Consider the following 24,848-nt stretch of genomic DNA (forward strand, 5'->3'; position numbering starts at 1 on the left):
ACGAGCCTTTTTTTGTGGCCTTGAGTATCAGCTACCCGCCACGGTCATCCGCTCGATCAACACCGAGCCCGTGCGGATGTTGCTGCGCAGCTCCAAATCATTCCCCACCGCCACGATCTGCTTGAACATGTCACGCATGTTTCCGGCGATGGTGACTTCCTGAACCGGGAACTGGATCTCGCCATTCTCGACCCAGAAACCCGCCGCGCCACGGGAATAATCCCCGGTCACCATGTTCAGCCCATGGCCCATCAACTCCGTTACCAACAGCCCCCGGCCCATGCGCCGAAGCAATGCCGCCTGGTCTTCTTCGCCATGGGTAACGAAAAGGTTATGCACACCGCCAGCGTTGGCGGTGCTCGGCATGCCGAGTTTGCGGCCCGAATAGGTACCAAGGATGTAGGACACCAGCTCGCCGTTTTCCACGAACGGCTTGGCGTAAGTGGCCAGGCCATCGCCGTCGAATGCCGAGCTGCCCATGGCCTGCATCAGGTGCGGACGCTCATCAATGGTCATCCACTCCGGGAACAGCTTCTGCCCCAGCGCGCCTTCCAGGAACGACGACTTGCGGTACAAGTTGCCGCCAGACACCGCCGACAGGAAGCTGCCAAACAGACCACCGGCCAGCTCGGCAGAAAACAGCACCGGCACCTCACAGGTCGGCACCGGCCGCGCGCCCAAGCGGCTGGCTGCCCGTTGTGCGGCTTTCTGGCCGATGCTCACCGGGTCCGCCAGCAACGTGCCCTGGCGACTGACGTCATACCAGTAGTCGCGCTGCATCTGCCCGTCCGCCTCGGCGATCATCACACAACTGAGGCTGTGACGGGTCGAAGCGTAACCGCCGATGAAGCCATGGCTGTTGCCATAAACCCGGCAACCCTGGTGCGTATTGAGCGTCGTACCGTCGGCATTCTTGATCCGGCGGTCGGCATCGAATGCCGCCGCCTCACAGCGCAGCGCCTGTTCGATGGCTTGCTCGGGCGTGATGTCCCAGGCGTGGAACAGATCGAAATCCTTCAGTTCCTTGCACATAAGGGCGGCATCGGCCAACCCCGAGGCGTCATCCTCGGACGTGTGCTTGGCGATCGCCAGCGCCGCGGCCACCGTTTCGCGAATGGCGTCGGGCCCGCTGGCCGAAGTGCTGGCCGATCCCTTGCGCTGGCCTACGTACAAGGTAATGCCGAAACCCTGATCCCGATTGAACTCAACGGTTTCCACTTCGCGCTGGCGCACCGAAGTCGACAATCCCTGCTCCAGCGATACCGCCACCTCACAGGCGCTGGCACCTTGTCGCTTGGCTTCGGCGAGAATCTGCTCGACTTGCTCCTGCAGTGCCGGCAATGCCTGCGGACCGACGCTCTGAACTGCACTCATGGTGTTCTCCACTCAAATTCTGCTTTCGGTATCGGGTTTGCACGCAAACTGCCTGCGCTGTTTTTCGTACAAACCCTTGGCCTTCTAGCGACCGGGCCGGACAAGCGGCCCCCGACTGGTTATCATGGCGGCGTTTCTTTGCGGACTGCCACCATGGTTGATTCTTACGACGACTCCCTCTACGAGGGTGAAAAAAGCAAATCCCAGGTCAAACGCGAGCTGCATGCTCTGGTTGACCTCGGCGAGCGCCTGACAACACTCAAGCCTGACTTGCTGGCCAAACTGCCATTGACCGACGCCTTGCGCCGGGCCCTGGCCGATGCCCCCAAGCACACCGCGAATATCGCGCGTAAACGGCACCTGCAGTTCATCGGCAAACTGATGCGCGACCAGGACACTGACGCGATCCTGGTTTTGCTAGACCAGCTCGATGCCTCCACCCGGCAGTACAACGAGCGCTTCCACAACCTGGAACGCTGGCGTGATCGCTTGATCGCTGGCGATGACGGCACCTTGGAAAAATTCGTCATCGACTACCCGGAGGCCGATCGCCAGCAATTGCGCTCCCTGATCCGTCAGGCCCAGCACGAACTGGCGCACAACAAGCCGCCGGCCTCGAGCCGTAAAATCTTCAAATACATCCGTGAGCTGGACGAGACTCAACGCGGCCTGCGCTGATCGCCACCCGCTTCACTTCCCTCCAAGGGTGATTGTTACAGTGGCGAGGGAGCTTGCTCCCGCTCGGCCGGGCTTGCGCTCCAGTGCGTAGCGACCGCATCGGGGCTGCTGCGTAGCCCAGCGGGAGCAAGCTCCCTCGCCACGATGACTCACCCAAGCCCTCGACGACTTTCATGCGCCCGTGCCACCCACGGTGATCGCATCGATCTTCAAGGTCGGCTGGCCGACACCCACCGGCACCGACTGGCCGTCTTTGCCACACGTGCCCACGCCACTGTCCAGCGACAGGTCATTACCGACCATCGACACTTTGCTCATCGCCTCCGGCCCGTTGCCGATCAGGGTCGCGCCCTTGACCGGCGCGGTGATCTTGCCGTCTTCAATGAGGTAGGCCTCGCTGGTGGAAAACACGAATTTGCCGCTGGTGATGTCCACCTGGCCACCGCCGAGGTTGGCGCAATAGATGCCTTTTTTCACCGAGGCGATGATTTCCGCCGGATCGCTCTGGCCGCCCAGCATGTAGGTATTGGTCATGCGCGGCATCGGAAGGTGCGCGTAGGATTCGCGACGACCGTTGCCGGTGCGAGCGACGCCCATCAGGCGAGCATTGAGCTTGTCCTGCATGTAGCCCTTGAGCACGCCGTTTTCGATCAAGGTGGTGCACTCGGTCGGGGTGCCTTCGTCATCGACGCTCAGGGAGCCCCGACGCCCGGCCAATGTACCGTCGTCGACAATCGTGCAGAGTTTCGAGGCGACCATTTCACCCATGCGACCACTGTAGGCAGAGCTGCCCTTGCGGTTGAAATCGCCTTCCAGGCCGTGGCCGACCGCTTCATGCAGCAGCACGCCGGACCAGCCGGAGCCCAGCACCACCGGCAACGTGCCGGCCGGGGCCGGAATCGCTTCCAGATTGACCAGCGCCTGGCGCAGGGCTTCGCGGGCGTAGCCCATGGCGCGGTCTTCGCTGAGGAAATAACGATAGTCGGTGCGCCCGCCGCCGCCATGACCGCCGCGCTCACGCCGGCCGTTCTGCTCGACGATCACGCTGACATTGAACCGCACCAGGGGCCGGACGTCCGCCGCCAGGCCACCATCGGTGGATGCCACCAGGATTCGCTCCCAGACGCCCGCCATGCTCACCGACACCTGCTGGATCCGTGGGTCGAGGGCGCGAGTGGCAACGTCGATGCGTTTGAGCAGCTCGACTTTCTCGGCGCGACTCATGACCTCCAATGGATTATCCGGCGCATACAGCTGCGCCACGTCCTGGCTGCTGAACGCCTGGACCGTGCCGTTTTGCCCGGCGCGCGAGATCGAACGAGCGGCACGGGCCGCGGCGCCGAGGGCTTCGAGGGTGATGGCGTTGCTGTAGGCAAAACCGGTCTTTTCACCGGACTGGGCCCGTACGCCGACGCCCTGGTCAAGGTTGAAACTGCCTTCCTTGACAATGCCGTCTTCCAACGACCAGGACTCGGAAATCTGCCCCTGGAAATACAGGTCGGCGGCATCGATGCCCGGGCCGGCCAGGTCACCCAGCACGCCTTGCAGGCTTTCGAGGGTCACGCCACCGGGGGCTAAAAGGTGTTCACTGACTGAGGACAACAACCCGCTCATATGTTTTACGCCTTGAATTCGTCGTCTTGGGCAGGTCGCTGTCGGGCGCCCTGCGAGAAAAAGCGCCGATGGCTCGCCACCGGCATGCGCGCCCGGATGGACGCCTGTTCGCTGCTGTCGCGCTCGGCCAGCAGCACCGCCTCGCCTTGATCCTGTTGCGCCAGCACCCGCCCCCATGGGTCGATAATTGCAGCGTGGCCGAAGGTTTCCCTTGGCCCCGGATGCGTCCCGCCTTGGGCTGCCGCCAGCAGGTAGCACTGGGTCTCGATGGCTCGGGCGCGAATCAATACGTCCCAATGGGCGGCGCCGGTTACTGCTGTAAAGGCCGAAGGCGCGGTGATCAACTCAGCCCCGGCCGCTCGCAACTCGCTGTAGAGCTCCGGAAAACGCAAGTCGTAACAGACCGTCAGGCCCACCCGGCCCACGGGAGTATCGGCGACCACCACGTTGCGACCATAAGCATAGTCATCGGATTCGCGGTAGCGCCCACGATTGTCCGCCACGTCCACGTCAAACAGATGCAGCTTGTCGTAACGCGCCACGATCTGGCCCTGGTCGTCCACCAGCAACGAACAGGCATGAGCCCTGGCTTCGGGCTCGTCCTCCGGCGGTAATGGCAGCGTGCCGGCGACAATCCATAACCTGAGGTCGCGAGCGACCTGTTTCAACCAAGGCAGGATCGGTCCCTGACCAAAGGCTTCGGCGCGACCGATGTCGGCAACGTCCCGCCGCCCCATGGCGGCGAAGTTTTCCGGCAGCACCGCCAGCCTCGCACCGCCAGCCGCTGCCTGTTCCAACAGCACACGGGCGCGGGCCAGGTTGGCGAGGACATCGCTTTGGCTGACCATTTGAATCACGGCGACTGGCATGCTGCCTCCCTCATTTCGTGCATCATTCCCTTGTGGGAGCGAGCTTGCTCGCTCCCACAAGGGCTAGCGTTACTCGTCAGAACGGCTTGTCGAAGCTGATCTTCGGCTCTTTCCACGGCCCCTTGACGTCGTATCTTACGCTGGCAAAACGCGCTACGCGGTCACCGATCAGTTTGTCGATCAAAAACAATGCCCCACCCACCGCCGGGGCGCCGACAATCAGCGCGGCGATGGGCAGGTTGTTGGTCACCGGCAACGTCACCAGCAGCTTGGCGTCGACCCGGTCAGTGACCATGTCCAGCGTTCCGTTCAGTTCCAGGTTGCTCGAAGGTCCCGTCAAGGCGATGGGCTCACGCGTTACATAGACGCCATTGCTCGCCACCAGCAAGCCCTTGACCCGGTCATAGCTCAGCCCCTTGCCAAACAGGTCGGAGAAATCCAGGCGCAGGCGGCGGCCGATGGAGTTGAAGTTCAACAGGCCGAATACCCGCAACGCCTGCGCGCTGCCTTCGACCTCGACGAACTGCCCCTTGGTAAGCGACGCATCGAGACTTCCGGAGAAGCGCTTGGTGGCCACCCAGGCGGGCGAACCAGGCCAACGGCCGTCAACGTCCAGGCGAAACTCCTGGCTGGTCACGCTGGGGGCGAATCCCCAGCCTTTCAGCACATCGGCCAGGTTCTTGCCCTTGATCCGCCCCTTGTACCAACTGCTGGTCGAGCCTGGCGCACCTTCCCAAGCGCCATTGCCATTGAGGACCATGCCCTTGAGGCCCATGTCCAGATCGTTCAACGCAATACCTTTACCGGTTGGACGCACCTTCAACGACCAGGCGCCGATCAGATCAGGCCCTTGGAACAACTGGTCGATGGCGATATCCAGGGCCGGTATCTTGCTCGGATCAACCGAAGCCAGCGGATCCGGGGCGTTTTCGTCGGCCTGCACCGTCGGGTCGGCAGCGGGCAGGCGCACGTAGTCCAGCTTGATACCGATGGGGGCGGCCTTTGCGTCCGGCACGTTGACGCTGCCCTTGGCCTGCTGGCTGTCGAGCCGCATGGCCCAGGCGTCCGGCTTGCGGTCCAGTTGCACCGATGCCTGGTCCAGCGTCGTGCCCATCGCCGTGAGTTTGCCCACTTTCAGGTCGACACCGCTGAGCACTTGCCGGGCGCTGCCGCCCGGGTCCTGGCCGGCGTATTTGCCCAACAGATCCTGCCAGGGACCCACGTCCAGCTCCGATAGCGTGCCTCGCAGGCGCAGCCCCTTCGCTCCCGGCAGCACTGCATCGCCCCCGCCCAGGAGCAATTCGCCACGGCCATCGGCCGTTTTTCCGCTCGGGGCGGCATAAGTGAAGCTGGCCAGGTCGCCGTAATTGGCCCAGTAACGCCGCTCCGGCCCCTGCAATGTCATACGGAACACGGTGTCGCGCTCGGCATCAGCCGCCATGCCGAAGGGCGCCGGCAGATCCACCGCGACGCCTTTGAGATTGGAATTGATCGACAGCTGGCTGTCGGCGCCGTCCAGGATCACTTGCAACTGGTAAGGAATCACGCCGGAGACGGGCAACGGCTGGGTCACGCTCAGCCAGTCGGTGAGTTTCTTCACCTCAACCCGTCCGGACGCCGTGACACGCGTATTGAGCGCGCCGGTGCGGCCCTCGGCGAATATCTGCGCGGTCACGGGTCGGTCGAATGCCCGGGCCGCAATGTTCTTGCCGCTCAGCCCCTTGCTGCTGTCGAAGCGGAAATCCCCCTTGAGCTGAGTCAATTCCAAGGCCGGCTCGCTGAGTTTGAGCCGAGCCTTGTCCGTTGAGAAATCCACGAGGATCTTCGGTTGCTCGCTTTTCACGAGCGGGATATCGAGCTTTACGCTGCCGCGCAGGTCGCCCTCGCCTTCCCAGCCGGCGAATGTTTCGGCCGTGCCGATGGGCGCGGTCTGGAGGATCTTCAACCCGTCGCCGAGCCCTCCGGCAAACCCACCGTCGAGCAGCAAATGAGAGTTTTGCCCGGTCGGCACGTGGGGAATGTTCACCGAAACGTCTTTTACCTGGGTACCCAGCAGTTGCCCCTGGCTGGCGAAGATGCGTACGCCGCTGTCCTCGACAAACACATCGCCGCTGACCTTACTGACCGAAGGCCAGCCGGGCTGGAACGCCAGCTCAGCGTCATGCACCTTGAAAAACAGGCTGATGCTGCGAGCCGCATCCTCGGCGCCTTTGTTCAGCGAGCCTTGATACTGAAAGAAGCCCTCATCCACCGCGCCTTTGACAATTGCGGTGCGCAGCCACTCGTCCAGCGCAGGACTGAGAACGGCCGGCAGGTACTTGCCGGTGTAGCGCCCATCACCGTCCACCAGGCCGACCCGCAGGTCCATGTAATCTTCCTGGCTGTGATCGAAATGCAGGCGAATCAGGAAATCCCCGGCAATCCGGCCCTCCTCACCCAGCACCTTCAGGTAAGGCGCGATCAAGGTGAACCCTTGCTTGTCCAACTTCCAGGTCAGCCGTGCGTTGGCCTGCAAGTACTGCCAGGGTTTGGCGAAGATCGGGTCCAGGTGCAGGGAGAAATCCTTGCTGTCCATGCGCAGTTCGCCGCCGCCGAGGTCGCCGCTCAGGCTGCCCGAAACATTACGTGCCGCCGGGGCCCCGTGATAGGCGTTGAAACCCACCGTGTCGAGGTTGGTGGCGAAGCTGACTTTTTGATCACCGGTATTGTGTGGCCGGTAGTCGAGCAAGACGTTGCGCAAGCCACCGGTCACCTTGAGTCGGTCGATGGCGGTGGCGACGCCTTCCGGCAATGGCGCCAGGGCATTGAGTAGCGGCGTGAGCGGCGTCAAGTCGAGACGATCGGCCTGCACGTGCCAGCGTTCCTCGGCCTTGTCGGAGGCGTCGGTCTGCTGCAGCTGCAGGCGCGACTCCCAGCGGGTGTCACCCAGGCTCATCGCCAGAGTGTCGAAGGTTGCGATAAATCCTTGGCTGCTGCGCTGGAAATAGCCGTTGAGGGCCAGGTTATGGATCTGCACGGGCTTGCGGTCGGCATAGGCGCCCTGGAGCTGCGGCGCGTTCAAGCGCACGGCCGCGCTTTGCACCGTGCCCGCGCCCCAGCTGAGCCAGAACTCGCCCCCCGCCTTGATTTCGGAAAAATTCCATTGCCGGGTCAGGCGTTTAGGCAGCCATTGGGACCAATCGCTTTGCGGCAGGCTCAGGTAGGCATCGGCCACGCCATTTTTCCAATCGCTGGCGCGGATGCGGGTACGCAGGTTGATCGCCACGGGCTGGCCGTCGGGCAGGGTCAGCCGAGCGTCCAGGCGTTGGCGGGAGATACCGGTGCGCAGGCTCAAGCCAACGTAGGTGAGGCTCAGGGGCGGATGGTCCAGTGGCTGCAACGTGACTTGGCTGTCGAGCACCGACAGCTTCGAGACCATTTGCATGCGGTTCAACAGTTGCTGCGGATCGAGTGGCTGGTCGTCCCGTACTGGCAGGCCTTCCAGGGCCCATTTCCCGTCGGCGCCTTCCTTGAGGCTGATCTTCAGGCCGCTGATTTCCAGATGGGCGATGCGCACCTGGCGGGCCACCAGGCTGTCCCACACCGCGGGCACGGCGCGCACATGATCCAGGTGCAGGGCATTGGGGCCGTCGCCGACCACTACATCGCGCGCGGCGAAGATGGGGGCCAGGGCGTTCCAGCCGCCTTCGAGGCTACCGACGTGCACCGGCATGCCGAGCGCTTCGCCGGCACGGGCCTCGACCTCGCTACGGTATTCAGCCACCAGCGGGACCAACTCCCGGCCGAGGCTCACGTACAAGGCCAGCACGACCAGCAGCAGCGCACACAGGCCAAGCCCCCAGCGTGTCAATGTGCCCAACAGGCGTGTCAGACGCTCCATGTCAGCAGCCCCCCTTGGCAAAGGCATTCTCGCCGCGGCCTCGCCACTGCGCATGCCACGTCAGAGCAACACCACGTCGTATTGTTCCTGCGAATACATGGTCTCCACCTGGAAACGGATCGTGCGGCCGATAAAGGTTTCCAGCTCCGCGACGTTGCCCGACTCTTCATCGAGCAACCGGTCCACCACTTTCTGGTTCGCCAACACTCTATAGCCAGTGGCCTGGTAGGCGCGCGCTTCCCGGAGGATTTCCCGGAAGATTTCGTAACACACGGTTTCCGGGGTCTTGAGCTTGCCCCGGCCCTGGCAACTGCTGCATGGTTCGCACAGCACTTGTTCAAGACTTTCGCGGGTGCGCTTGCGGGTCATCTGCACCAGGCCCAGTTCGGTGATGCCGATGATGTTGGTCTTGGCGTGATCGCGCTCCAGCTGTTTTTCCAGGGTGCGCAGCACCTGGCGCTGGTGCTCTTCGTCTTCCATGTCGATGAAATCGATGATGATGATCCCGCCGAGGTTGCGCAGGCGCAATTGCCGGGCAATGGCCGTGGCCGCTTCAAGATTGGTCTTGAAGATGGTTTCCTCGAGATTGCGATGGCCGACAAAGGCACCGGTGTTGACGTCGATGGTGCTCATCGCCTCGGCCGGATCGACCACCAGGTAACCGCCGGACTTGAGCGGCACCTTGCGTTCAAGGGCGCGCTGGATCTCATCTTCGACGCCGTACAGGTCGAAAATCGGCCGCTCGCCAGGGTAGTGCTCCAGGCGGTCGGCGATTTCCGGCATCAGCTCGGCGACGAACTGGGTGGTTTTCTGGAAGGTTTCCCGGGAATCGATGCGGATCTTCTCGATCTTCGGGCTGACCAGGTCACGCAGGGTTCGCAACGCCAGGCCCAGATCTTCGTAGATCACGCTGGGAGTGGCGATGGTCTTGATCTGCGCGGCGATCTGGTCCCAGAGCCTGCGCAGGTAGCGGATATCCATGAGGATCTCATCGGCCCCGGCGCCTTCGGCGGCCGTACGCAGGATGAAGCCGCCGGCTTCCTTGATGCCTTCTTTTTCCACGCAGTCACTGACCACTTTTTTGAGGCGCTCACGCTCGGCTTCGTCTTCGATCTTCAGGGATATGCCGACGTGGGCGGTGCGCGGCATGTACACCAGGTAGCGCGACGGAATCGACAGCTGGGTGGTCAGGCGCGCGCCCTTGGAGCCGATGGGGTCCTTGGTGACCTGCACCACCAGGCTCTGGCCCTCATGGACCAGCGCACTGATGCTTTCCACCGCTGGCCCTTCGCGCATGGAAATTTCCGAGGCGTGGATGAACGCCGCGCGATCCAGGCCGATGTCAACGAAGGCTGCCTGCATGCCCGGCAAAACCCGCACCACCTTGCCCTTGTAAATATTGCCGACGATGCCACGCTTTTGCGTGCGCTCGACGTGAACTTCTTGCAGGACACCGTTTTCAACCACCGCCACGCGCGACTCCATCGGCGTGATGTTGATCAGAATCTCTTCACTCATGGCAGGGTCTCGTTCAGGCATATTCACGATTATGGCCGCATCTAGTCAGACGGCGCTCAACGCGCGCTCAAGGTTTGCCAACAGGGTATGCCGAAATCGCCGAGCAATTCTGCGGTTTCGCAGAGCGGCAGGCCGACCACGGCCGAATAACTGCCCTCAAGCCCGGCGACGAACACCGCGCCCAGCCCTTGGATACCATAGCTGCCGGCCTTGTCTCGCGGTTCGCCGCTGGCCCAATAGGCGAGCGCTTCCTGTTCCGTGATCAGGCGAAAGCGCACGCGGCTGCGAACCACCCGGGATTCGCAGCGTTCGGCATCCAGCACGGCAATGGCAGTCAATACCTCATGATCGCGCCCGGACAGGCCCATGAGCATCGACACGGCGTCGGCCTGATCCTGAGGCTTGCCGAGAATTCGTCCATCCAGCACCACGGCGGTGTCCGCGCCGAGCACGCAGCCATCGATGTCATTTGATAGGGCACGTCGTCCAGCATCGGCCTTGCCACGCGCCAAGCGCTCTACATAGGCCGATGGGGTTTCGTGATCGTGGGGAGTTTCGTCGATGTCCGCACCGATGGCGGTAAATGGCACCCCGATCTGCGTGAGCAATTCACGCCGGCGCGGCGACCCTGAGGCGAGGTAAAGCGGTTTCATCAAGACATCTCCCTTATGGCGACCGGCTTTTGTGGCGAGGGAGCTCCCTCGCCACAGGGATGTAAGTCATCAAAAAAGTGTAGATATCCTGACCGAATCAGTTGATTTTGAAACGCAGCCGCAAGCCGCGCAAACCGAAACTTATCCACGGCCACAGCAATGCGCTGACCAGGGCCGGCAAGACCAGCGCCAGGGTCGGCTGGCGATTACCGGTCAAGGCGCTGAGCCATAATTGCACCAGTTGCGCCAAGCCGAAGATCACCAGGATCACCAAGCACTGTTGCCACATCGGGAACATGCGCAGGCGTTGTTGCAACGACAGCACCAGGAATGTGATCAAGGTCAGGATCAGCGCGTTCTGACCCAGCAACGTGCCATAGAGCACATCTTCGGCCAGCCCCAGGCACCAGGCCGTGACCATGCCGACCTTGTGCGGCAAGGCCAGGGCCCAGAAGGCCAGCAGCAAGGCCAGCCACAGCGGGCGCAGGATCTCCATGAACTGCGGCAGCGGGGAAACGCTGAGCAACAGGCCGATGGCAAAGGTCAGCCAGACCATCCAGCCATTACCGGATCGAGTACTGCTCATTCTTCGCGTGCTCCCCTGGTGGCGGGCGTGGCGGCAGGCGCTGGGGCCGGTGGCTTGGTCGCGGGCCGGGCGGGTTGGACCGCCGGCTGCTGGGCTGCGGCCGGGCGGGCGGGAGCCGCGGCGTGTGCGGCCGGAGCTGTTGTTGCCGGGGCCGTCGCAGCCTGGGGCTTGGGCACAGTGGCTGGTACAGGTGCGGGCGCGGGTGCAGGTGTGGCCGGAGCAGGCGATTCGCCGCTCTGCTGGTCTTGGGCCTCCTGGGCCACGGCGGCATCGTTGGCGCGCTCTTCAGGCGTGCGGTTGTCGCTGAATACCAGCAGCAGGTAGCGGCTGCGGTTCAACGCAGCCGTCGGCACCGCCCGCACGATCGCGAACGGCTGGCCAGAGTCATGAATGACTTCCTTGACCGTCGCCACGGGATAACCAGCCGGAAACCGCTGGCCGAGGCCGGAACTGACCAGCAGGTCGCCTTCCTTGATGTCGGCGGTATCGGCCACATGGCGAAGTTCGAGGCGCTCGGGGTTGCCGGTGCCGCTTGCGATTGCCCGCAAGCCGTTGCGATTGACCTGCACCGGGATACTGTGGGTGGTATCGGTCAGCAACAGCACACGAGACGTATAGGGCATCAGTTCCACCACCTGCCCCATCAGGCCACGGGCATCGAGCACCGGCTGGCCGAGGACCACACCGTCGCGCTCGCCCTTGTTGATAATGATGCGGTGGGTGAACGGGTTCGGGTCCATGCCGATCAGCTCGGCCACTTCGACTTTCTCATTGACCAGCGCCGAGGAGTTGAGCAACTCGCGCAGCCGCACGTTCTGTTCGGTGAGGGCCGCCAGCTTCTGCATGCGCCCCTGCAGCAGCAGGTTTTCAGTCTTGAGTTTTTCGTTCTCGGCGACCAGTTCGGTCCGGCTGCCAAACTGGCTGGCCACACCCTGCCACAACCGTTGCGGCAGGTCGGTGATCCAGTAGGACTCCATCAACACCAGCGACATCTGGCTGCGCACTGGCTTGAGCAGCGTGAAGCGGGCATCCACCACCATCAGCGCAACCGACAGCACGGTCAACACCAGCAGGCGTACACCCAATGAGGGGCCTTTGGCAAAAAGCGGTTTAATAAGCCGCTCCTCCCAGGCAAACGTTGTCTTTATTCATACGGTATCGAACCGGCCTGGATACGAATTAAACGCCAACGGGCAGCACTGCAAAGTGCCGCCCGAGCGCAAACAACATAGACCACTGCGCCAGATTTATTCGCTGGAGAGCAGATCCATGGTGTGCTTGTCCATCATTTCCAGCGCACGGCCACCACCGCGGGCAACGCACGTCAGCGGGTCTTCGGCAACGATCACCGGCAGGCCGGTTTCCTGGGCCAGCAGTTTGTCGAGGTCACGCAACAGCGCGCCACCACCGGTCAGCACCAGGCCGCGCTCGGCGATGTCCGAGGCCAGCTCCGGCGGCGATTGCTCCAGGGCGCTCTTGACGGCCTGGACGATGGTTGCCAGCGACTCTTGCAGCGCTTCGAGCACTTCGTTGGAGTTGAGCGTGAACGCGCGTGGAACGCCTTCGGCCAGGTTGCGACCGCGAACATCGACTTCGCGCACTTCACCGCCCGGGTAGGCCGTGCCGATTTCCTGCTTGATGCGCTCGGCGGTGGATTCGCCGATCAGGCTGCCGTAGTTGCGACGTACGTAGGTGATGATCGCTTCGTCGAAACGGTCGCCGCCCACACGCACGGATTCGGCGTAGACCACACCGTTGAGGGAGATCAAGGCGATTTCAGTGGTACCACCACCGATATCGACGACCATCGAACCACGGGCTTCTTCCACCGGCAGGCCGGCACCGATGGCTGCGGCCATTGGCTCTTCAATCAGGAATACTTCGCGAGCACCGGCACCCAGGGCCGATTCACGGATGGCGCGACGCTCCACCTGGGTGGACTTGCAGGGCACGCAGATCAGCACACGAGGGCTGGGCTGCAGAAAACTGTTTTCGTGAACCTTGTTGATGAAGTACTGCAGCATCTTTTCGCAGACGCTGAAGTCGGCGATCACGCCGTCCTTCATGGGGCGAATGGCTGCAATGTTGCCCGGTGTACGGCCCAGCATGCGCTTGGCTTCCGTACCGACAGCCACGACACTTTTCTGGTTACCGTGGGTGCGGATGGCCACGACCGAGGGTTCATTCAGGACGATACCGCGCTCGCGCACGTAAATAAGGGTGTTGGCAGTGCCCAGGTCGATGGAGAGATCGCTGGAAAACATGCCACGCAGTTTCTTGAACATGGGAAAGGGACCCTAGGCAACGCGTGGGTAAAAAAGTGCGGCAAACTCTAACAACGACAGGGATTTTGGGCAAGGCGCCAATATGTTAAATTGGCCGCTTTTCTGTGCACCAAACCCTACAATCGCGGCCGTAGCGCCGTAGAAATGCGGTAGTGTTCCGACAATCTAACACACGGACAGACTGCGTCCGTTTTGTTTTCCACTGGAGAATCCCATGGCGCTTGAACGCTCCGACGTGGAAAAAATCGCTCATCTGGCCTGCCTGGGCCTCAATGAAGCCGATCTTCCACACATCACTTCTGCCCTGAACAGCATCCTCGGGCTGGTCGACGAAATGCAGGCGGTCGATACCGATGGTATCGAGCCGCTGGCCCACCCACTGGAAGCCAGCCAGCGCCTGCGCGCCGACGTCGTCACCGAGTCCAATAACCGCGAGGCCTACCAGTCCATCGCGCCAGCGGTCGAAAACGGCCTGTACCTGGTTCCGAAAGTCATCGACTAAAGGGAAAGAGCCTCTCATGCATCAGATGACCCTGGCCGAGATCGCCCGCGGACTCGCCGACAAAAAGTTTTCCTCCGAAGAGCTGACCAAGGCCCTGCTGGCGCGCATCGCCCAGCTCGATCCGCAGCTCAACAGCTTCATCAGCCTCACCGAAGAACTGGCCCTGAGCCAGGCCAAGGCCGCCGACGCCCGTCGCGCCAAGGGTGAGAACGGCCCCTTGCTTGGCGCGCCGATTGCCCACAAGGACCTGTTTTGCACACAGGGCATCCGCACCAGCTGCGGCTCGAAGATGCTCGACAATTTCAAGGCCCCGTACGATGCCACCGTGGTCGCCAAGCTGGCCGCCGCCGGCACCGTGACCCTGGGCAAGACCAACATGGACGAGTTCGCCATGGGCTCGGCCAACGAGTCGAGCCATTACGGCGCGGTGAAAAACCCGTGGAACCTTGAACACGTACCGGGCGGCTCGTCCGGTGGTTCCGCCGCCGCCGTGGCCGCGCGCCTGTTGCCGGCCGCCACCGCCACCGACACCGGTGGCTCGATTCGCCAGCCAGCTGCGTTCACCAACCTCACCGGCCTGAAACCGACCTACGGCCGCGTCTCGCGCTGGGGCATGATTGCCTACGCCTCCAGCCTCGACCAGGGTGGCCCGCTGGCCCGCACCGCCGAAGACTGCGCGATCCTGCTCCAAGGCATGGCCGGCTTCGACCCGAACGATTCCACCAGCATCGATGAACCGGTGCCGGACTACAGCGCCAGCCTCAACGGTTCGCTGCAAGGCCTGCGCATCGGCGTGCCGAAGGAATATTTCGGCGCCGGCCTCGACCCGCGCATCGCCGATCTGATTCAAAACAGCATCAAGGAGCTGGAAAAGCTCGGCGCGGTCATCAAGCAAATCAGCCTGCCGAACATGCAGCACGCGATCCCTGCGTATTACGTGATCGCCCCGGCGGAAGCGTCCTCGAACCTGTCGCGCTTCGACGGCGTGCGCTTCGGCTATCGCTGCGAGAACCCGCAAAATCTGGTCGACCTGTACAAGCGCTCCCGTGGCGAAGGCTTCGGCGCCGAAGTGCAGCGCCGGATCATGGTTGGCGCCTACGCGCTGTCCGCCGGCTACTACGATGCCTACTACCTAAAGGCGCAGAAAATCCGCCGCCTGGTAAAGAACGACTTCATGGCCGCCTTCAACGAGGTCGATATCATCCTCGGCCCAACCACGCCGAACCCGGCCTGGAAGCTCGGCGCCAAGAACAGCGACCCGGTCGCCGAGTACCTGGAAGACGTCTACACCATCACCGCCAACCTCGCCGGCTTGCCGGGCCTGTCCATGCCGGCCGGCTTCGTCGATGGCCTGCCGGTGGGCGTGCAGTTGCTCGCGCCGTATTTCCAGGAAGGCCGCCTGCTCAACGTGGCGCACCAGTACCAGTTAAACACTGACTGGCACACCCGCACCCCTCAGGGGTTTTGAAACTGCTGCGCTCGGTAATGCTGCGTTGAAAACTGGCTCGAAATGCTCATTGACTAAAGTCAACTCCGCTTTCTCGCCAGTTTTCGCCTTGCCTTACCTTCGCTCGCGACGTTTCAAAATCCCCTGATAAGACTTCTGAGGAGAAACACATGCAATGGGAAGTCGTGATCGGGCTGGAGATTCATACCCAGCTCACCACCCGGTCGAAAATCTTTTCCGGTAGCTCGACCACCTTCGGTTCCGAGCCCAACACCCAGGCCAGCCTGGTTGACCTGGGCATGCCCGGCGTATTGCCGGTGCTCAACGCCGAAGCGGTGCGCATGGCGGTGATGTTTGGCCTGGCGATTGACGCCGAGATCGGCCAGCACAACGTGTTCGCCCGCAAGAACTACTTCTACCCGGACCTGCCCAAGGGCTACCAGATCAGCCAGATGGAGCTGCCGATCGTCGGCAAGGGCCACCTGGACATCGCCCTGGAAGACGGCACGGTCAAGCGCGTCGGTATCACCCGCGCGCACCTGGAAGAAGACGCCGGCAAGAGCCTGCACGAAGAATTCAACGGTGCTACCGGCATCGACCTGAACCGCGCCGGCACGCCGCTGCTGGAAATCGTCTCAGAGCCGGACATGCGCAGCGCCAAGGAAGCCGTGGCCTACGTCAAGGCGATCCACGCACTGGTGCGCTACCTGGGCATCTGCGACGGCAACATGGCCGAAGGCTCGCTGCGCTGCGACTGCAACGTGTCGATCCGTCCGAAAGGCCAGGCCGAGTTCGGCACCCGCTGCGAGATCAAGAACGTCAACTCGTTCCGCTTCATCGAAAAGGCGATCAACAGCGAGATCCAACGCCAGATCGAACTGATCGAGGACGGCGGCAAGGTCATCCAGCAGACCCGCCTGTACGACCCGAACAAGGACGAGACCCGTCCGATGCGCAGCAAGGAAGAAGCCAACGACTACCGTTACTTCCCCGACCCGGACCTGCTGCCGGTGGTCATCGAGCATTCGTTCCTCGATGAAGTACGCGCCACCCTGCCGGAACTGCCGCCACAGAAACGCGAGCGCTTCCAGGCGCAGTTCGGGCTGTCGAGCTATGACGCCAATGTCCTGGCCACCAGCCGCGAACAGGCCGACTACTTCGAGAAAGTCGTGAGCATCGGCGGCGACGCCAAGCTGGCGGCCAACTGGGTGATGGTCGAGTTGGGCAGCCTGTTGAACAAGCAGGGCCTGGAAATCGACGAGTCGCCGGTGTCGGCCGAGCAACTGGGCGGCATGCTGTTGCGGATCAAGGACAACACCATCTCCGGCAAGATCGCCAAAATGGTATTCGAAGCCATGGCCAATGGTGAGGGCAGCGCAGACGAAATCATCGACAAGCGCGGCTTGAAGCAGGTCACCGACACCGGTGCGATCAGCGCCGTGCTCGATGAAGTGCTCGCGGCCAACGCCGAGCAGGTCGAGCAATACCGTGCGGCGGACGAAGCCAAGCGCGGCAAGATGTTCGGCTTCTTCGTCGGCCAGGCCATGAAAGCTTCCAAGGGCAAGGCCAACCCTCAGCAAGTCAACGAACTGCTGAAAAGCAAGCTCGAGGGCTGATTGCCATGGAGCCAGTCTTTGAATCTGGCTCAACCCCCTGTGGGACCGGGCTTGCTCGCGATAGCGGTATGACAGTCAACCTAGATGTTGAATGTGATGGCCCCATCGCGAGCAAGCTCGCTCCCACATTTGTATTTGGAACCTCTCAGATGAAGCGTCTCCTCGGCGCCTGCGCCCTGCTGTCCCTGCTGGCCGGTTGCGCCAGCCAGAGCGGGACGGTCGATCCACACGGCTACGACCAGACCGGCGTCGCCTCCTATTACGGCTCCAGGCACCATGGCAAGCGTACCGCCAGCGGCGAGCGCTTCGACCAGCACGGCCTGACCGCCGCGCATCGCCAGTTGCCATTCGGCACCCGGGTGAAAGTCACCAACCTGAAAAACAACGACAGCGTTGTGGTCCGTATCAACGATCGTGGCCCGTATACCCGTGGGCGCCTGATCGATGTGTCCCGCGCCGCGGCCGAACAATTGGGCATGCTGCGCAGCGGTACCGCGCGTGTGCGTGTGCAAGCCCTCGACGACTGATAGACGGAGCCCGGCCATTTCCCTGATCAATGCTTTACCGCTGCTCAGCCTGATCGAACTGTGTGGCGCCCTGCTGTTGCTGGTCGCCGGCGCCGAGTTGCTGGTGCGTGCCGCCGTGGGGCTGGCGGCACGCTTGCAGGTGCGGCCGCTGATTATCGGCCTGACCGTCGTCGCATTCGGCAGCAGCGCACCGCAAATGGCTGTCAGCCTGCAAGCGACCCTGGCACAGAACGCTGACATCGCCGTGGGGAGTGTGATCGGCAGCAGTACCTTCAACATCCTCGTCACCCTCGGGCTGTCGGCGCTGATCATTCCGCTGCGCGTCTCGCGTCAATTGGTGCGCTTGGACATCCCGCTGATGATCGGCGCCAGCCTGCTGGTGTTCGTGCTGGCCTGGAACGAAGAACTGACCCGACTCGACGGCGTCCTGCTGCTGGTAGCCCTGGCGGTGTACCTGGGCCTGTTGCTGCGCCAGTCCCGGCACTCCGCGCGACCGCATCCGCTGGGAGGCGCAGTTGCCCATGGTTCGTGGCCCAAGAGCCTGGTGATGATCGTTTCGGGCCTGGCGATGCTGGTCTTCGCCGGGCACCTGTTGTTGGGCGCGGCGGTGGAAGTGGCGACCGACCTGGGGTTGTCCGAGCGCATCATCGGCCTGACCATCGTTGCCGTGAGCACCTCGCTGCCGGAGCTAGCCACTTCGTTGATCGCCGCCCTTCGGGGTCAACGGGACATCGCGGTAGGCAACGTAATCGGCAGCAACCTGTTCAACCTTCTGGGTGTATTGGGCGTGACCGCCCTCGCCGCGCCTTCTCCGCTCTCGGTCTCGCCCAATGCCCTGGCCTTCGACCTGCCGGTGATGCTTGGCGTCGCGGTGCTGTGCCTGCCGGTGTTCTATTCCGGCTATCGCGTCACCCGTGCCGAAGGGCTGCTGTTCCTGGGCTTGTACACGGCGTACGGGCTGCACGTGGTGTCGTTCACCACCGGCATGCCATTGGCCGGCCAGCTAGAACGACTGATGTTGTTCTACGTGCTGCCGGCCCTGCTCGCGTTTCTGCTGTTCACTTCCTTGCGCGCCTGGCGCCGCCAACACCACAAGAGGGATTTGCCATGACCGACAATCCAAAGACCGGCCTCGATATGCGTCGCAAAGTGATGGGCGATGCGTTCGTCGACCGCGCCCTGGGCAACGCCACCGAATTCACCCAGCCGCTGCAGGATTTCGTGAACGAACATGCCTGGGGCAGCGTCTGGAGCCGCGAAGGCCTGCCGCTGAAGACCCGCAGCCTGATCATCCTCGCCGCCCTCACCGCGCTCAAGTGCCCGCAGGAACTCAAGGGCCACGTGCGTGGCGCGCTGAACAATGGCTGCACGGTAGAAGAAATTCGCGAAGCGTTGCTGCATTGCGCGGTGTACGCGGGCGTGCCAGCGGCGATCGATGCGTTTCGGGCGGCGCAGGAAGTGATCGATAGTTACCAGAAACCTGGGTGATCGGGCGACCGCCTTCGCGAGCAGGCTCGCTCCCACATTTGGCCGGTGGTGAACACCAGATTTGTGCCCACCAAGAATCCCCTGTGGGAGCGAGCCTGCTCGCGAAAGGATCGAAAGAACGCTGCAAACCTGAAGCTAGATCCACCCACCCCACTGCAACACAAAGATCCCCAGGTTGGTGGTAATCGCCGCCATCAAGGTGGTGATGACGATGATCGCCGCCGCCAGCTCGTGGTTGCCATTCGCGGCGCGGGCCATGACGTAGCTGGCGGCGGCGGTGGGGCTGCCGAAGTACAGAAACAGGATCCCCAGTTCCGCCCCGCGAAAACCCCACAACCATGCGCCCAGAGTAGTCACCAACGGCAAGCCGACCATCTTCACCAGGCTCGAACTCAGGGCCATCTTGCCGCTCTTGCGCAAGGCCGCCAGGGACAGCGTGCCGCCGATGCAGATCAGCGCCAGGGGCAAGGTCATTTGGGACAGATACTTGGCCGACGTCTCGAACCAGTTCGGCAGGCCGATCTGCCAATAGGCGAACGGCGCGGCGGCAAGCACGCTGATGATCAGCGGGTTGCTGATCACGCTCTTGCAGATGCTCCAGGGGTCGGACTTGATCACCGGGCTGTAGACCGCCAGCACGATGGTCGACAGGGTGTTGTAGAACAGGATCACCAGCGCCGCCAGAATCGCCCCCAGGGAAATCCCATAGTCGCCATACATGCTCGCGGCCAATGCCAGGCCGATCACGCCGTTGTTGCCACGAAACGCGCCCTGGGTGTAGATCCCGCGATCCTCCCGCGGGCAACGCCAGATCGCCCAGCCCCAGGCCATGGCGAAACTCACCAGGGTGGCAATCGAGAAATAGATCAGCAGGTCTGGCTGCAAAGCCGCGTGCAAATCAGCGTGCAGAATGCCAAGGAACAACAGCGCCGGCATGGTGACGTTGAACACCAGCGACGAGGCGATGTGGATGAAGTTGTCGTTGATCCAGCCGATGCGCTTGAGCAGCGTCCCCAGAAACAGCATGGCGAACACCGGCGCGGTGACGTTCAGGGTTTCGAGGAAAATTGCCAGCATGCCGAGGACCTTGAGAAGGAGGTGTCGTTAGGTGGCTAATGATAAGCCACTCACGACGTTGGCGTCTGGTCGAGCCTCTTCGCGAGCAGGCTCGCTCCCACATTGGATCTCCAGCGATAACAGAATCCACATTCACCCCCACATCCCTGTGGGAGCGAGCCTGCTCGCGATCAGCGCCGGATCAGGTAATCGGCGCCGGGTTGAACAAGGTAATGTCGTTGAACAACTTGTGCCGCTCGGCCCAGGTCTGTTTCTTGCCGCTGGCCACGTCCAGGTAGTAGTGGAACAGCTCCCAGCCCAACTCTTCGATGGTCGCGCGTCCGGTGGCGATGCGGCCGGCGTCGATGTCGATCAGGTCCGGCCAGCGCTGGGCCAGTTCGGTACGGGTCGAGACCTTCACCACCGGCGCCATGGCCAAGCCGTACGGGGTGCCCCGACCGGTAGTGAACACGTGCAGGTTCATCCCCGCCGCCAGTTGCAGTGTGCCGCAGACAAAGTCGCTGGCCGGCGTGGCGCAGAAGATCAGGCCCTTTTGCTTGAAGCGCTCACCCGGGCCAAGCACGCCGCTGATTGCGCTGCTTCCGGATTTGACGATCGAGCCCAAGGACTTCTCGACGATGTTCGACAACCCACCCTTCTTGTTGCCCGGCGTGGTGTTGGCGCTGCGATCGGCCTCGCCCTTGGCCAGGTAACGGTCGTACCAGTCCATTTCGCGCACCAGTTCCTGGGCGACTTCCTGGGTTTGCGCCCGGGAGGTCAGCAGGTAGATCGCATCGCGCACTTCGGTGACTTCAGAGAACATCACCGTCGCACCGGCCCGCAGCAACAGGTCCGAGGCGTAGCCCAGGGCCGGGTTGGCGGTGATGCCGGAGAACGCATCGCTGCCGCCGCACTGCATGCCCAGGATCAGCTCCGAGGCGGGCACGGTTTCGCGGCGACGCTGGTCGAGTTTCTTCAGGCGAGTCTCGGCCAACTCCATGATCTGCTCGATCATCTCGGTAAAGCCGTGGCTGGAATCCTGCAAGCGATACAACCATGGCTCGCTGAGGTCCACCGAGCTATCGCCTTCGTGCATCACCTGCCCGGCCTGCAATTTCTCGCAGCCCAGGCTGATCACCAGCGCCTCGCCACCCAGGTTCGGGTTGCGCGCCAGGTTGCGCACGGTGCGGATCGGGATGTAGGCGTCGGTGGCGGTGATCGCCACGCCGCAGCCATAACTGTGGGTCAGCGCCACCACGTCATCGACGTTCGGGTACTTGGGCAGCAGCTTTTCCTTGATGCGCTTGACCGCATGGTCAAGCACCCCGGTGACGCACTGCACCGTGGTGGTGATGCCCAGGATGTTGCGCGTGCCGACGGTGCCGTCGGCGTTGCGGTAGCCCTCGAAGGTGTAGCCTTCCAGTGGCGCATCCGCCGCCGGCACATCGGTGGACAGCGGCAGGCTGTCCAAGGGTGGCGCGGTGGGCATGCGCAATTGGTCTTCCTTGACCCAGCTGCCACGAGGGATCGGTTGCAGCGCGTAGCCAATGACCTGGCCGTAGCGAATCACCTCGCCACCCTCGGGAATGTCCACCAGGGTGACCTTGTGGCTCTGTGGCACGAAGTCCACGGTGACCAGGCCGTCCGGGAACTCGGTCCCGGCGGGTACGCCCTGGTCGTTGACAACAATCACCACGTTGTCCCGCTCGTGCAGGCGGATGTAACGGGGCGAATCGGCATGTTCAATCAGATTCATGGACGCCATTCCTCAGGATTTGGCTTCAGACAGGCTGGATAGGTCGGCTTCCCTGGCCGTGGGCTCCTTGAGCACCACACGCTTGATCGGGCCCACGATGACCAGATAGCTGAACACCGCCACCAACGCATTGCAACCGACGAACACCAGGGCCCACTTGAACGAACCGGTGGCGCTGATGATGTAGCCGATGACGATTGGCGTGGTGATCGACGCCAGGTTGCCGAAGGTGTTGAACAGGCCACCGCTCAAGCCGGCGATCTGTTTTGGCGACGTGTCGGACACCACGGCCCAACCCAATGCGCCCACGCCCTTGCCGAAGAATGCCAGGGCCATGAAGCCCACCACCATCCATTCGATATCGACGTAGTTGCACGCCACGATGCTGCTGGACACCAGCAGCCCGGCGATGATTGGTGCCTTGCGGGCGAAGGTCAGCGAATGGCCCTTGCGCAGCAGGTAGTCGGAAATCACCCCGCCGAGGACGCCACCAATGAAACCGCAAATGGCCGGCAAGGACGCGATGAAACCGGCCTTGAGGATGGTCATGCCGCGCTCCTGCACCAGGTACACCGGGAACCAGGTCAGGAAGAAATAGGTGATGCCGTTGATGCAGTACTGGCCCAGGTACACGCCGAGCATCATGCGGTTGGTCAGCAGTTGGCGAATGTAATCCCACTTCGGACCGTCGGCTTTCTTTTCCTTGCCCTTGTCCTGGTCCATGTCGACCATCGCGCCATTGGAAGCGATGTGGTTGAACTCGGCCTCGTTGATCATCGGGTGTTGGCGCGGGCTGTAGATGACCTTCAGCCAGACGAGCGAGAACACGATGCCGATCACGCCCATGACGATGAACACGTGCTGCCAGCCGAAGCGGTAGACGATCCAGCCCATCAGCGGCGCGAACAATACGGTGGCGAAATACTGCGCCGAGTTGAAGATCGCCGAGGCGGTGCCACGTTCGGCGGTGGGAAACCAGGCCGCGACGATACGGGCGTTGCCGGGGAAAGAAGGCGCTTCGGCCAACCCGACCAGAAAGCGCAGCATGAACAGCGCAACCACCGCCGTGGACATGCCGAACTCACCGACGTAACCCTGGAGCACGGTGAACAGCGACCAAGTGAAAATGCTCAGTGCATAGATTTTCTTCGACCCGAAACGGTCGAGCAGCCAGCCGCCAGGAATCTGCCCGGCCACGTAGGCCCAGCCGAAAGCGGAGAAGATGTAACCGAGGGTGACGGCGTCGATGCCGAGGTCTTTTTGCAGGCTGGAACCAGCGATGGCGATGGTGGCGCGGTCGGCATAGTTGATCGTCGTCACCAAAAACAGCATGAGCAGGATCAAATAGCGGACGTGCGTCGGCTTGGTCTCTTGCATGTAATCTACTTCCACTATTTATTTTTATGCGGGAAATCAAATTGTACGGTCGGCGCCAGAGCCCGGCGCCGACCGGTCTTGCGTATTACGAGCCGATATAGGAGGTCTTCACCACGGTGTAGAACTCTTGCGCGTAGCGACCTTGCTCGCGCGAACCGTAGGACGAACCTTTGCGCCCACCGAACGGAACATGGTAATCCACGCCGGCGGTCGGCAGGTTGACCATCACCATGCCTGCTTGGGAGTGGCGCTTGAAGTGGTTGGCGTACTTCAACGACGTGGTGGCGATACCGGCCGACAAGCCGAACTCGGTGTCGTTGGCCATCGCCAGCGCCGCCTCGTAGTCAGCCACGCGCACGACGTTGGCCACCGGGCCGAAGATCTCTTCGCGGCTGATGCGCATCGAAGCCTCGCTGTCGGCGAACAGGGTCGGCGCCAGAAAGTAACCTTCGGTGTCGCAAGTCACTACACCACCACCGCTGACCAGCCGCGCACCTTCGCTCTGGCCGATGTCGATGTACTTCAAGTCCTGGTTGAGCTGGGCTTCGGAAACGACCGGGCCGATGTCGGTGCCAGCCTTCAGCGCGTGACCGACCTTGATCGATTGCATGCGCTCGGCCATGGCGGCAACGAACTTGTCGTGGATACCGGCAGTGACGATCAGTCGGCTCGATGCCGTGCAACGCTGGCCGGTGGAGTAGAACGCGCTCTGCACCGCCAATTCGACCGCCTGCTTGAGGTCGGCGTCGTCGAGGATGATCTGCGGGTTCTTGCCGCCCATTTCCAGCTGGACCTTGGCTTGGCGCGCCACGCAGTTGACCGCGATCTGCCGGCCGACGCCCACGGAACCGGTGAAGCTGATGCCATCGACTTTCGGGCTGTTGACCAGAATGTCACCGACCACACGGCCGCTGCCCATCACCAGGTTGAACGCACCGGCCGGGAAACCGGCACGGGAAATGATCTCGGCCAGGGCCCAGGCGCAGCCCGGCACCAGCTCGGCGGGCTTGATCACCACGCAGTTGCCGTAGGCCAGGGCCGGGGCAATTTTCCACGCAGGGATGGCGATCGGGAAGTTCCACGGAGTGATCAGACCAACCACGCCGAGGGCTTCGCGGGTCACTTCGACGTTGACGCCCGGGCGCACCGACGGCACGTAGTCGCCCGACAGGCGCAGGCATTCACCGGCGAAGAATTTGAAAATGTTGCCGGCGCGGGTTACTTCGCCGATGGCTTCGGGCAGGGTCTTACCCTCTTCCCGGGCCAGCAGTTGGCCAAGCTCTTCGCGACGGGCGAGAATTTCGCTGCCGACTTTGTCCAGCGCATCGTGACGGGCCTGGATGCCCGAGGTCGACCAGGCCGGGAACGCGGCACGGGCGGCTTCGATGGCGGCGTTGACTTGCGCTGCGTCAGCCTTGGCATATTCACCGATGACGTCGGACAAGTCAGACGGGTTGATGTTGGTGCAATAGTCAGCACCGGCCACCCACTCACCGTTGATGTAGTTATCGAAACGCTTTGCATCTGCCACGGAGCTTCTCCTCTCACAAAAGCTGTCTAGGAACGCAGGGCGTCCCTGGCTGCGTTTCCACGCGCACGTGGAAACGATCAAGCCTTACGCA

20 protein-coding genes are annotated in these 24,848 nt (G+C 62.5%); 7 read left to right on the top strand and 13 right to left on the bottom strand.

Annotation, left to right across the window (positions count from 1 at the left end):
* Nucleotides 1-27: 27 nt before the first annotated feature.
* A complete protein-coding gene (pmbA, locus tag J3P81_RS20780; protein ID WP_420765522.1) occupies nt 28-1,374 on the bottom strand; it encodes a metalloprotease PmbA in 1,347 nt (448 codons plus the stop codon).
* Nucleotides 1,375-1,527: 153 nt separating this feature from the next.
* Between pmbA and yjgA the strand changes: the two genes are divergently transcribed.
* Nucleotides 1,528-2,052: a ribosome biogenesis factor YjgA gene (gene yjgA / locus J3P81_RS20785; RefSeq protein ID WP_420765523.1), complete on the top strand. Its 525-nt coding sequence runs from the start codon at nt 1,528-1,530 to the stop codon at nt 2,050-2,052.
* Between the two features lie 171 nt (nt 2,053-2,223).
* Here the strand turns inward: yjgA and tldD are convergent, their stop codons facing one another.
* The 8 genes from tldD to mreB form a co-directional block, all read right to left on the bottom strand.
* On the bottom strand, nt 2,224-3,666 hold the full coding sequence (gene tldD / locus J3P81_RS20790; protein ID WP_186710681.1) for a metalloprotease TldD: 1,443 nt from the start codon (nt 3,664-3,666) through the stop codon (nt 2,224-2,226).
* Nucleotides 3,667-3,671: 5 nt separating this feature from the next.
* Nucleotides 3,672-4,535, bottom strand: a complete 864-nt coding sequence (locus J3P81_RS20795; RefSeq protein WP_434560641.1) for a carbon-nitrogen hydrolase family protein — start codon at nt 4,533-4,535, stop codon at nt 3,672-3,674.
* Between the two features lie 76 nt (nt 4,536-4,611).
* On the bottom strand, nt 4,612-8,415 hold the full coding sequence (locus J3P81_RS20800; RefSeq protein WP_434560643.1) for a YhdP family protein: 3,804 nt from the start codon (nt 8,413-8,415) through the stop codon (nt 4,612-4,614).
* A gap of 60 nt (nt 8,416-8,475) precedes the next feature.
* Nucleotides 8,476-9,933 (bottom strand): ribonuclease G, encoded by a 1,458-nt coding sequence (rng, locus tag J3P81_RS20805; RefSeq protein ID WP_420765526.1) that lies wholly within the window; start codon nt 9,931-9,933, stop codon nt 8,476-8,478.
* Nucleotides 9,934-9,989: 56 nt separating this feature from the next.
* Complete coding sequence (locus tag J3P81_RS20810; protein ID WP_434560645.1) at nt 9,990-10,586, bottom strand: Maf family protein; 597 nt, start codon at nt 10,584-10,586, stop codon at nt 9,990-9,992.
* Between the two features lie 97 nt (nt 10,587-10,683).
* Nucleotides 10,684-11,172, bottom strand: a complete 489-nt coding sequence (gene mreD / locus J3P81_RS20815) for a rod shape-determining protein MreD (protein WP_249876151.1) — start codon at nt 11,170-11,172, stop codon at nt 10,684-10,686.
* Nucleotides 11,169-12,257, bottom strand: a complete 1,089-nt coding sequence (gene mreC, locus J3P81_RS20820; protein ID WP_434560647.1) for a rod shape-determining protein MreC — start codon at nt 12,255-12,257, stop codon at nt 11,169-11,171. Before mreC ends, mreD begins: the two co-directional genes overlap by 4 nt.
* A 162-nt stretch (nt 12,258-12,419) precedes the next feature.
* On the bottom strand, nt 12,420-13,457 hold the full coding sequence (gene mreB, locus J3P81_RS20825; protein WP_002555108.1) for a rod shape-determining protein MreB: 1,038 nt from the start codon (nt 13,455-13,457) through the stop codon (nt 12,420-12,422).
* A gap of 214 nt (nt 13,458-13,671) precedes the next feature.
* On the opposite strand from mreB, the gene gatC reads away from it, so the two are divergent.
* From gatC to J3P81_RS20855, 6 genes are all read left to right on the top strand, one after another.
* A complete protein-coding gene (gatC, locus tag J3P81_RS20830) occupies nt 13,672-13,959 on the top strand; it encodes an Asp-tRNA(Asn)/Glu-tRNA(Gln) amidotransferase subunit GatC (protein WP_039592252.1) in 288 nt (95 codons plus the stop codon).
* A gap of 16 nt (nt 13,960-13,975) precedes the next feature.
* Entirely contained in the window at nt 13,976-15,427 is a 1,452-nt protein-coding gene (gene gatA / locus J3P81_RS20835; RefSeq protein ID WP_434560649.1) for an Asp-tRNA(Asn)/Glu-tRNA(Gln) amidotransferase subunit GatA, read from the top strand.
* Between the two features lie 149 nt (nt 15,428-15,576).
* Complete coding sequence (gene gatB, locus J3P81_RS20840; protein WP_434560651.1) at nt 15,577-17,022, top strand: Asp-tRNA(Asn)/Glu-tRNA(Gln) amidotransferase subunit GatB; 1,446 nt, start codon at nt 15,577-15,579, stop codon at nt 17,020-17,022.
* 149 nt (nt 17,023-17,171) lie between these two features.
* Complete coding sequence (locus J3P81_RS20845; RefSeq protein ID WP_420765529.1) at nt 17,172-17,549, top strand: septal ring lytic transglycosylase RlpA family protein; 378 nt, start codon at nt 17,172-17,174, stop codon at nt 17,547-17,549.
* 49 nt (nt 17,550-17,598) lie between these two features.
* Nucleotides 17,599-18,660, top strand: a complete 1,062-nt coding sequence (locus J3P81_RS20850; RefSeq protein ID WP_434564150.1) for a calcium/sodium antiporter — start codon at nt 17,599-17,601, stop codon at nt 18,658-18,660.
* On the top strand, nt 18,657-19,037 hold the full coding sequence (locus J3P81_RS20855; RefSeq protein WP_434560653.1) for a carboxymuconolactone decarboxylase family protein: 381 nt from the start codon (nt 18,657-18,659) through the stop codon (nt 19,035-19,037). Before J3P81_RS20850 ends, J3P81_RS20855 begins: the two co-directional genes overlap by 4 nt.
* A 135-nt stretch (nt 19,038-19,172) precedes the next feature.
* Here J3P81_RS20855 and J3P81_RS20860 read toward each other — a convergent pair whose 3' ends face one another.
* From J3P81_RS20860 to J3P81_RS20875, 4 genes are all read right to left on the bottom strand, one after another.
* Nucleotides 19,173-20,114 (bottom strand): AEC family transporter, encoded by a 942-nt coding sequence (locus J3P81_RS20860; RefSeq protein WP_434560655.1) that lies wholly within the window; start codon nt 20,112-20,114, stop codon nt 19,173-19,175.
* Nucleotides 20,115-20,295: 181 nt separating this feature from the next.
* Complete coding sequence (garD, locus tag J3P81_RS20865) at nt 20,296-21,849, bottom strand: galactarate dehydratase (protein WP_434560657.1); 1,554 nt, start codon at nt 21,847-21,849, stop codon at nt 20,296-20,298.
* 12 nt (nt 21,850-21,861) lie between these two features.
* Nucleotides 21,862-23,226: an MFS transporter gene (locus tag J3P81_RS20870; protein ID WP_434560659.1), complete on the bottom strand. Its 1,365-nt coding sequence runs from the start codon at nt 23,224-23,226 to the stop codon at nt 21,862-21,864.
* Nucleotides 23,227-23,311: 85 nt separating this feature from the next.
* Nucleotides 23,312-24,757 carry an aldehyde dehydrogenase family protein gene (locus J3P81_RS20875; RefSeq protein ID WP_434560661.1) on the bottom strand — a complete coding sequence of 482 codons (1,446 nt, stop codon included), beginning with the start codon at nt 24,755-24,757 and terminating at the stop codon, nt 23,312-23,314.
* Between the last annotated feature and the right edge of the window lie 91 nt (nt 24,758-24,848).

The sequence above is a fragment of the Pseudomonas sp. R1-6 genome (assembly GCF_051132115.1).
Lineage (GTDB): Bacteria > Pseudomonadota > Gammaproteobacteria > Pseudomonadales > Pseudomonadaceae > Aquipseudomonas.

Coding starts and splice junctions, on each gene's coding strand:
- pmbA (WP_420765522.1), bottom strand. CDS start 1,374: ATGAGTGCAGTTCAGAGCGTCGGTCCGCAGGCATTGCCGGCACTGCAG.
- yjgA (WP_420765523.1), top strand. CDS start 1,528: ATGGTTGATTCTTACGACGACTCCCTCTACGAGGGTGAAAAAAGCAAA.
- tldD (WP_186710681.1), bottom strand. CDS start 3,666: ATGAGCGGGTTGTTGTCCTCAGTCAGTGAACACCTTTTAGCCCCCGGT.
- J3P81_RS20795 (WP_434560641.1), bottom strand. CDS start 4,535: ATGCCAGTCGCCGTGATTCAAATGGTCAGCCAAAGCGATGTCCTCGCC.
- J3P81_RS20800 (WP_434560643.1), bottom strand. CDS start 8,415: ATGGAGCGTCTGACACGCCTGTTGGGCACATTGACACGCTGGGGGCTT.
- rng (WP_420765526.1), bottom strand. CDS start 9,933: ATGAGTGAAGAGATTCTGATCAACATCACGCCGATGGAGTCGCGCGTG.
- J3P81_RS20810 (WP_434560645.1), bottom strand. CDS start 10,586: ATGAAACCGCTTTACCTCGCCTCAGGGTCGCCGCGCCGGCGTGAATTG.
- mreD (WP_249876151.1), bottom strand. CDS start 11,172: ATGAGCAGTACTCGATCCGGTAATGGCTGGATGGTCTGGCTGACCTTT.
- mreB (WP_002555108.1), bottom strand. CDS start 13,457: ATGTTCAAGAAACTGCGTGGCATGTTTTCCAGCGATCTCTCCATCGAC.
- gatC (WP_039592252.1), top strand. CDS start 13,672: ATGGCGCTTGAACGCTCCGACGTGGAAAAAATCGCTCATCTGGCCTGC.
- gatA (WP_434560649.1), top strand. CDS start 13,976: ATGCATCAGATGACCCTGGCCGAGATCGCCCGCGGACTCGCCGACAAA.
- gatB (WP_434560651.1), top strand. CDS start 15,577: ATGCAATGGGAAGTCGTGATCGGGCTGGAGATTCATACCCAGCTCACC.
- J3P81_RS20845 (WP_420765529.1), top strand. CDS start 17,172: ATGAAGCGTCTCCTCGGCGCCTGCGCCCTGCTGTCCCTGCTGGCCGGT.
- J3P81_RS20855 (WP_434560653.1), top strand. CDS start 18,657: ATGACCGACAATCCAAAGACCGGCCTCGATATGCGTCGCAAAGTGATG.
- J3P81_RS20860 (WP_434560655.1), bottom strand. CDS start 20,114: ATGCTGGCAATTTTCCTCGAAACCCTGAACGTCACCGCGCCGGTGTTC.
- garD (WP_434560657.1), bottom strand. CDS start 21,849: ATGAATCTGATTGAACATGCCGATTCGCCCCGTTACATCCGCCTGCAC.
- J3P81_RS20870 (WP_434560659.1), bottom strand. CDS start 23,226: ATGCAAGAGACCAAGCCGACGCACGTCCGCTATTTGATCCTGCTCATG.